Annotated in this window: 7 protein-coding genes; 2 read left to right on the top strand and 5 right to left on the bottom strand. The window is 67.3% G+C overall.

What is annotated here, in order from left to right; genetic code table 11:
- Positions 1–154: 154 nt before the first annotated feature.
- The 4 genes from DCO49_RS11475 to DCO49_RS11460 all read right to left on the bottom strand — a co-directional run bounded on the left by DCO49_RS11475 (position 155) and on the right by DCO49_RS11460 (position 5,262).
- Positions 155–700 (bottom strand): TlpA disulfide reductase family protein, encoded by a 546-nt coding sequence (locus DCO49_RS11475; RefSeq protein ID WP_116864148.1) that lies wholly within the window; start codon positions 698–700, stop codon positions 155–157.
- Entirely contained in the window at positions 697–3,054 is a 2,358-nt protein-coding gene (locus DCO49_RS11470; protein ID WP_116864147.1) for a protein-disulfide reductase DsbD, read from the bottom strand. Before DCO49_RS11470 ends, DCO49_RS11475 begins: the two co-directional genes overlap by 4 nt.
- Positions 3,051–3,389 (bottom strand): divalent-cation tolerance protein CutA, encoded by a 339-nt coding sequence (gene cutA, locus DCO49_RS11465; protein WP_116864146.1) that lies wholly within the window; start codon positions 3,387–3,389, stop codon positions 3,051–3,053. Before cutA ends, DCO49_RS11470 begins: the two co-directional genes overlap by 4 nt.
- A gap of 67 nt (positions 3,390–3,456) precedes the next feature.
- Entirely contained in the window at positions 3,457–5,262 is a 1,806-nt protein-coding gene (locus tag DCO49_RS11460) for an endonuclease (RefSeq protein ID WP_116864145.1), read from the bottom strand.
- A 320-nt stretch (positions 5,263–5,582) separates the two neighbouring features.
- Here DCO49_RS11460 and DCO49_RS11455 point away from each other — a divergent pair, with 320 nt between their 5' ends.
- Positions 5,583–5,870 (top strand): co-chaperone GroES, encoded by a 288-nt coding sequence (locus tag DCO49_RS11455; protein WP_108770161.1) that lies wholly within the window; start codon positions 5,583–5,585, stop codon positions 5,868–5,870.
- A gap of 81 nt (positions 5,871–5,951) precedes the next feature.
- On the top strand, positions 5,952–7,601 hold the full coding sequence (gene groL / locus DCO49_RS11450) for a chaperonin GroEL (protein WP_116864144.1): 1,650 nt from the start codon (positions 5,952–5,954) through the stop codon (positions 7,599–7,601).
- A 97-nt stretch (positions 7,602–7,698) separates the two neighbouring features.
- Here the strand turns inward: groL and DCO49_RS11445 are convergent, their stop codons facing one another.
- Complete coding sequence (locus DCO49_RS11445) at positions 7,699–7,965, bottom strand: hypothetical protein (protein ID WP_116864143.1); 267 nt, start codon at positions 7,963–7,965, stop codon at positions 7,699–7,701.
- Between the last annotated feature and the right edge of the window lie 9 nt (positions 7,966–7,974).

The following is a 7,974-nucleotide window of genomic DNA, read 5'->3' as shown; positions in this document are numbered from 1 at the left end:
GTGAGCCGCATGGATGCGGCGACCAAGCCCCCATGGATGGGTTCACGGCGTCCCCGCAAACCCACAGCGCCCCGCCATCCCACGGAATGCCGCTCTGGCTATTGACGTTGACGTTGATTCGGCAGGTGCAGGGCTGCAAGCCCTGCAAAGAAACTCACTCCACCCAGCCTGCAATCTCACCGTGCTCGAACGGTCCCAGCTTCGCCTTCACCCTCCGTCCCTGCGCATCGAACAGCACGCTGTACGGCAGCAGCCCCTGCGCATTGCCCAGCTGCACGCTGGCATCGCGCGGGCCCGGGGTATCGAGCACGATCGGGTAGCCCACCGGCACCCGTTGCAGGAAATCCGCCACGCCCTCCGGCGTATCCAGCGCCAGGCCCAGCACCTGCACACCGCCATCGCCCTGCGCTTCGGCGAAGCGGGCCAGCTCGGGCATTTCCTCGATGCAGGGCCCACACCAGCTGGCCCACACGTTCACCAGCAGCGGCCGGCCGCTGAAACGCTGGCGGATATCCAGCGGTTGCCCGTCCACACCAGGCAGCACCAGCGCCGGCAGGGCATCACCGGCGCGCAGGACAGGAATCGGGGGTTTCACATCAGGAGGCGTCGAAGCCACCGGCGTCAACCGATGCCCGGCCCACAGGCCGAGGCCGGCGGCCAGCACCGCTGTCCACAGCAGTGCGGGCCGCTGCCAACTCATCGGGCGGTGCGCAGCAGCGCTTCTTCCACCAGGGCCTGGGTCAGCAGGGTCGGCAGCACGGTCGGCGGTGCGCCCGGGCCGTACACCACGTACAGCGGCACGCCCACGGCCTTGTGCTCATCCAGGAACGCGGTGATCTGCGGGTCGACGTTGGTGTAGTCGCCGCGCATGTACACCGCGTTGGTGCGCTTGAGCAGTTCCTTGAACTCCGGGCGCGACAGCACCGCGCGTTCGTTGGCCTTGCAGCTCACGCACCAGTCGGCGGTCATGTTCACGAACACCACGCGGTTGTCCGCGCGCAGGCGGTCCAGCATCTGCGGCGAGTAATCCACCACGTTGTCGCTGGCCGCCTGCGCGGCACGCGCCGGCGCTTGCAGCTGGGACACGCCCCACACCGGGCCCAGCGCGGCCAGGGCCAGCAGCACGCCCAGCAGGCTGGCGCCACGCTTGCTGCGCCAGCGGCTGGTTTCGAACAGCCACAGGCCGGCGGTCAGCAGCAGCAGGCCGCCCAGGGCCAGCGCCATGCCATCCACGCCACGCTGCTTGCCCAGCACCCACAGCAGCCACAGCGCAGCCGCATACATCGGGAAGGCCAGCACGTGCTTCAGCGTTTCCATCCACGGGCCCGGCTTGGGCAGGCGGCGGGCCAGCGCCGGCACGAAGCCGATCAGCAGGAACGGCAGGGCCAGGCCCAGGCCGAGGAACAGGAACACCAGCATCGCCGCGATCGGCGGGGCCACGAAGGCATAGGCCACGGCCGGACCGAAGAACGGGCCGACGCAGGCGCTGCCGACCACGCAGGCCAGCACGCCGGTGAAGAAATCACCGGCCGGGCCGCTGCGGCGGGCCAGCGACTGGCCGAAGTTGCCGATGCCGCCGCCCATGGTGAACACACCGGACAGACTCAGGCCGACGGCGAACATGATGTAGGCCAGCGCCGCCACCACGCCCGGGTGCTGCAGCTGGAAGCCGATGCCCACTGCGTTGCCGAGCATGCGCAGGCCAACCATCAGCGCACCGATCACCGCGAACGCCACCAGCACGCCCAGCGTGTACCACAGGGCATGGCTGCGGGCGCGCTCGGCGCTCTCGCCGCTCTGCGCCAGACTCAACACCTTCAGCGACAGGATCGGCAGCACGCAGGGCATCAGGTTCAGGACCAGGCCACCGCCCAGCGCCAGCAGCAACACCCACAGCAGCGAGCTGTCGGTCTTGGGCACGCTGCCCGGCGGCTTGGTGCGCTTGGCGTTGTCCTGCTGCGCATCGGCAGCGAAGGCATCGCCCCCGGCTGCGCCATCACCGGCGGCGTCCGCGGCATCGTTGGGCACGGTCGGCAGCAGGCGGCGTGGCGTGCCGTCGGCGTCTTCGCGCGGGATGTCGCTGGCGGCGGCCGGTGCAGCAGCGGCGGTGTCAGCGGCGGCAGTCAGCTTGCCGGCGGGAATGGACAGCTTCACCCGGCGGGTCATCGGCGGGTAGCAGATGCCATCGGTCTGGCAGCCCTGGAAGGTCACCACCAGGGTGCTGTCCACGGCCTCGGCGCGGGTGCGGCGCAGCGGCAGCGGCACTTCCACCTGGTTGAAGTACACCGAGACATCACCGAAGTGCTCGTCGCGATGCGCCTGCGCGGCCGGCCAGCGCGGCTTGTCGACCAGCACGCCGGTGCTGCCTTCCAGCTTCAGCGAGGTGCGGTCGCGGTACAGGTAGTAGCCCGGCGCCGGGGTGAAGCGCAGCAGCAGGGTATTGCCGTCGCTGGCGATGGCATCGAAGCCGAAGGCCTGTTCCGACGGCAGCGGCAGCGCCTGGCTGTTGCTGGCGCCCGGCAGGCGCAGGCCGCCGTTGCTGCCGGCACCGGCCAGCGGGTTGTTGAAGGGGGTGACGCCGGTGACGCGCGCGGTGGGCACCGCGGCCTTGCCGCCCGCGCCGGGCAGGGTTACCTGCACCACACGCTTCTGCGGCGGGTAGCACACGCCGGCATCGGCGCAGCCCTGGTAGCGCACTTCCAGGCTGATGGTGCCGGCCGCATCGGTCGGCGCGCCGGGCAGGGTGGCCTGCAGGCGCTCGCGGTAGGTTTCCACCTCGCCGAAGAAATCGTCGTGGTGCTTGTTGCCGGCCGGCATCTGCAGCGCACCGGCATTGAAGGCCGGGTCGGCCTTGACGCTGGTGCGGTGGCGATACAGGTAATAGCCGGGGGCGATCTTGAACTGCAGCTGGATCTGGCCACGTTCGGGCGCACTGGCGGTCAGCGCGAACGCCTGATCGACCGGCAGCAGGTCCTTCTCATCCAGCGCGAAGGCGGGCAGGGCCAGCCACAGCAGGGCGCACAGCGCGGCGCCACGAGCAAACAACTTCATCAATCGGTGTCCTCCCGGGTCTGCGCCCGGATCCAGTCCAGATACGCCGGCAGGCCGGCCCGGGTTTCGACCGCGATGCACTCCGGGAGTTCATACGGATGCAGTTCGACGATGCGGGCGATTACGTCATCGACGCGGCTCGCCGTGGTCTTCACCAGCAACTGCAGTTCGGCGTCGGTGATGATGGCGCCCTGCCAGCGGTAGGTCGACTGCGCTCCTTCCAGCCGGGTGACGCACGCAGCCAGGCGCTCGCCGACCAGCGCGTGCGCGATGCGCTCGGCACTGGCCCGGTCCGGGCAGGTGGTCAACAGCAGCAGGACGGGATCGACGGTCGACATGACCGCCGAGTATAGGGCCGCCGCCGGGTCAGGGCCCGGCGGCGGCGTGGACCGCTGCGTTGCGCGGTCAGTTGGCCAGCTGGCAGGTGGCCGGCTTGGCGGAGGTGAACAGGCCCGGGGTCGCCCACTCAGGGTGGTCGATGAACGGGTTGCGGTTGCCTTGGAACGAGTAGATCACGTCATTACGGGCACGCTCGGCATCATCCGGCGGATCGGACAGGTGCCAGTCGATCAGGGTCGACAGCAGGCCCATGTAGGCCGGCGAGCTGCTGGTCTTGACGATCTTGCTGCGGTCGTCGGTCAGTTCCAGGTCCGGTTCGGACTGGCCGGTGGCCGCATCCTTGCCGCCCTCATAACGGATGGCCATGTACATCACCGCACGCGCCATGTCGCCCTTGCGCTTGCCCCACACCTCGAAGGTGCCGGTGTTGCCGTCGGGGGTACGCACCCAGTTGGAATTGCCCGGGTAGCCGCCGCTGCCGCCGCCCTGGCCGTTGTTGGCCTCCGTGGCGCGCTCGCCGCAGTTGGCATCGCACTTGCCGAACGGCTTGTTTCCGCGGTCGGCATTCCACTGCGCATCGGTCAGGTACAGCATGTGGGTATCGGTGTACGGGGCGTACGGCAGGCCCTTGTCGCCGGTGGTGCTGGCAAAGCCCAGCGAGTTCGGCCATGTGTGCTCGCGGTTGTAGGTCAGGCCGCTGCCCGTGCCCGCACGGCTGCTCACCTTGGTGTAGCTGTGGTTGCGGTAGGCGTCGAGGATCTTGCCACTGTTGTTCGGATCTTCGTCGGCGATTTCCAGGATGGTCCAGGTGCTGGTGCCCGAGCCGCTGTACGGGTACGCGGTGTGGCCCTTGATGGTCTCGTGCAGCGAGCAGCGCAGCTGGCTCGGGCTGGAGGTGTTGACCTTGGAGTAGTAGCCCGCCGGGGTGCCTGGGTTGCCGGGATTGCCCGGGTCCGGGTTGCCGGTGGTGCTGGCCACGGTGAAGGCGATGCGGCTGTCAGCGGCCGGGCGTGCGCCCTGGCTGTCGGTGATGCGCGAGGCGCGGATGTCGAAGCGGCAGGCCTCACCGGCCACCAGGGCGGTGTTGGTCGACAGCTTTACGGTCTTGCCGCTGCCCGGCCAGGTCAGCGGCACGCTGCCGGAGGTCCCGCAGCTCAGGGCGAAGGCGCCGCTGGCCAGGTTCACCGTCTCGCTGAACACCACTTCCAGATCGGCCGCGACCGGGAAGGTGCTGCTGCCCTGTGCCGGGGTCGTGGTGGTCACCGACGGCGGGGTGTTCGGGCCGCCCGGGGTGCCGCCACCGCCGCTGAAGGTCTGGTTGTTGTTGCAGCGGCCGAAGGTCTCACCGGCCGACTCGGCCCAGGTGAAGTGGGCGTACTGGCTGCCGCTGCCGGTCAGCTGCAGCGAGGTGCCCGGGGCGGTGCTGTTGGTTTCGGCAACCGGAATGTTCTGGCTGGTCATGCCGGCGGCGGGGCCACCGGAGGCGGTGATGGCGCCCTCGTAGCTGAGGAACTGGACCACCTTGCCGCTGGCGTCGACCAGGGCGATGCCATCGTTGGGGCCGTTCTGCAGGCCGTTGGTCGGGTAGGTGACCACGGCGATCGTGGCGCTGCCGCAGCCGGCTGCGCTGCCAGCCGGCACGGGCTTGTTGTCGTAGACCACGGCGGCCGAAGCGTTGGCGCCGTTGTAGAGATACAGGCGGTAGCCGGAGAGGTCCTCGCCAGCGGTGGCGACCACTTCGATGGCTTCGCCGACGTCACCGGCTGGGGTGCTGTCGTCGTAGTGCAGTTCGTTGATGAAGACCTCGGCCTGGGCCGGCGCGGCGACCAGCGCCAGCAGGCAGGCGGCGGCAAGCGGGGACAGCAATCGCATCGACTACTCCTTGTGATTGGGAATGCCGGGCGAGCCTAAGGCCGAACGCGTGACACTTTGCCGTAACTGAACGTCAGATATCTGACACTGCGACGTGGATCACCAAAAATGCGGGAACCTGTCGGTCCCGCCGTCTGTCCCCGCCGCAGCGCACCGTCGAAAATTTTTCCGTGGCGGGGCTTGAAAGGCCCAAGGGCAGCTCCATCTCTGTCCTGCTCCCGACCTGTCGGGTTTTTTCGCGAGCAATGCTGGCAGTCACCTGGGGTGAGTGCTAACATCGCCGGACTTTTTTAGACCAATCAACAACTTAAGAGGTCCCTATGAACATCAAGCCGCTGCACGACCGCGTTGTGGTCAAGCCGATCGAAGCCGACGAAATCTCCGCCGGTGGCATCGTCATTCCGGATTCGGCCAAGGAAAAGTCGACCAAGGGTGAAGTCGTCGCCGTCGGCCCGGGCAAGGCCCTGGACAACGGCACCGTGCGCGCTCCGTCGCTGAAGGTTGGCGACAAGGTCATCTACGGCCAGTACGCCGGCAGCTCGTACAAGAGCGAAGGCGTCGAGTACAAGGTCCTGCGCGAAGACGACGTGCTCGCCATCATCGGCTGAGCCTCGGCGCGACCTGCTTTCCTGTAAGACATCCCTTTCCGTCGCCGGGCCCGGCCCGGCGCAAACATCGAGGTAATCGCAATGGCTGCCAAGGATATTCGTTTCGGTGAAGACGCCCGTTCGCGCATGGTGCGCGGCGTCAACGTTCTCGCCAATGCCGTCAAGGCCACCCTGGGCCCGAAGGGTCGCAACGTCGTGCTGGAAAAGAGCTTCGGCGCTCCGACCATCACCAAGGACGGCGTCTCCGTCGCCAAGGAGATCGAACTGGCTGACAAGTTCGAGAACATGGGCGCGCAGATGGTGAAGGAAGTTGCTTCCCGCACCAACGACGACGCTGGCGACGGCACCACCACCGCCACCGTGCTGGCCCAGGCCCTGATCCGCGAAGGCGCCAAGGCTGTTGCCGCCGGCATGAACCCGATGGACCTCAAGCGCGGTATCGACAAGGCCGTCGTGGCCGCCGTTGCCGAGCTGAAGAACATCTCCAAGCCGACCGCCGACGACAAGGCGATCGCCCAGGTCGGTACCATCTCGGCCAACTCGGACGAGTCGATCGGCCAGATCATCGCTGACGCGATGAAGGAAGTCGGCAAGGAAGGCGTGATCACCGTTGAAGAAGGCTCGGGCCTGGACAACGAGCTGGACGTGGTCAAGGGCATGCAGTTCGACCGCGGCTACCTGTCCCCGTACTTCATCAACAACCAGCAGTCGCAGACCGCTGACCTGGATGACCCGTTCATCCTGCTGCACGACAAGAAGATCTCCAACGTCCGTGACCTGCTGCCGGTGCTGGAAGGCGTCGCCAAGGCCGGCAAGCCGCTGCTGATCGTTGCCGAAGAAGTCGAAGGCGAAGCGCTGGCGACCCTGGTGGTCAACACCATCCGTGGCATCGTCAAGGTCGTGGCCGTCAAGGCTCCGGGCTTCGGCGACCGTCGCAAGGCGATGCTGGAAGACATGGCCGTGCTGACCGGCGGCACCGTGATCTCCGAAGAAGTGGGCCTGTCGCTGGAAAAGGCCACCATCAAGGATCTCGGCCGCGCCAAGAAGGTGCAGGTTTCCAAGGAAAACACCACCATCATCGATGGCGTGGGTGAAAAGTCTGCCGTCGACGCACGCGTCGGCCAGATCAAGACCCAGATCCAGGACACCTCCTCGGATTACGACCGCGAGAAGCTGCAGGAACGCGTGGCCAAGCTGGCCGGCGGCGTTGCCGTGATCAAGGTCGGCGCTTCGACCGAAATCGAAATGAAGGAAAAGAAGGATCGCGTCGACGACGCCCTGCACGCTACCCGTGCAGCCGTTGAAGAAGGCGTGGTCCCGGGCGGCGGCGTTGCCCTGGTCCGTGCGGTCACCTCGCTGGCTGGCCTGAAGGGCGCCAACGAAGACCAGAACCACGGCATCCAGATCGCCCTGCGTGCGATGGAAGCCCCGCTGCGCGAAATCGTGGCCAACGCCGGTGAAGAGCCGTCGGTCATCATCAACAAGGTCAAGGAAGGCACCGGCAGCTTCGGCTACAACGCCGCTACCGGCGAGTTCGGCGACATGCTGCAGTTCGGCATCCTGGACCCGACCAAGGTGACCCGTTCGGCGCTGCAGAACGCTGCCTCGATCGCTGGCCTGATGATCACCACCGAAGCCATGGTTGCCGAAGCTCCGAAGAAGGACGAGCCGGCCATGGGCGGCGCCGGTGGCATGGGCGGCATGGGTGGCATGGGCGGCATGGACTTCTAAGTCCACGCGTTCCCGACGTAATGAAAAACCCCGCCGGAAGGCGGGGTTTTTTCTTGGGGTGCATCCCACGCCATGCGTGGATGAACCGCGCGCGACCTCAGCCGCGCAACGCGCGCCGATCCAACCAGACCTTGGCGATGAAAAACGTCGGCACACCGCCATACAGCACGCCCTTCACCCAAGGCAGCCCCAACTGGTAGGCAATCAACCCGCCTGCGGCCATGCCGACCAGGCCGATGGCGGCCGCCCTCCGCTGGCGCTTTAGCTGCTGCATCTCCTCCTGCTGGCGCGCGGCGATCTCGTCACGCCGGTGGTCGGGCTGCATCACGGCGCTGGCAATGGCATCGGCTTGCGAAGGGGTCATGCGGTCGTC

Source organism: Stenotrophomonas sp. SPM, from assembly GCF_003105135.1.
In the GTDB taxonomy this organism is placed as follows: Bacteria; Pseudomonadota; Gammaproteobacteria; order Xanthomonadales; family Xanthomonadaceae; genus Stenotrophomonas.
This window is presented reverse-complemented; position numbering and strand designations above follow the sequence as displayed.

What these genes read in the sequence shown, in the direction of transcription:
- DCO49_RS11475 (WP_116864148.1), bottom strand. Translation starts at nt 700, where the DNA reads ATGAGTTGGCAGCGGCCCGCACTGCTGTGGACAGCGGTGCTGGCCGCC.
- cutA (WP_116864146.1), bottom strand. Translation starts at nt 3,389, where the DNA reads ATGTCGACCGTCGATCCCGTCCTGCTGCTGTTGACCACCTGCCCGGAC.
- DCO49_RS11460 (WP_116864145.1), bottom strand. Translation starts at nt 5,262, where the DNA reads ATGCGATTGCTGTCCCCGCTTGCCGCCGCCTGCCTGCTGGCGCTGGTC.
- DCO49_RS11455 (WP_108770161.1), top strand. Translation starts at nt 5,583, where the DNA reads ATGAACATCAAGCCGCTGCACGACCGCGTTGTGGTCAAGCCGATCGAA.
- groL (WP_116864144.1), top strand. Translation starts at nt 5,952, where the DNA reads ATGGCTGCCAAGGATATTCGTTTCGGTGAAGACGCCCGTTCGCGCATG.
- DCO49_RS11445 (WP_116864143.1), bottom strand. Translation starts at nt 7,965, where the DNA reads ATGACCCCTTCGCAAGCCGATGCCATTGCCAGCGCCGTGATGCAGCCC.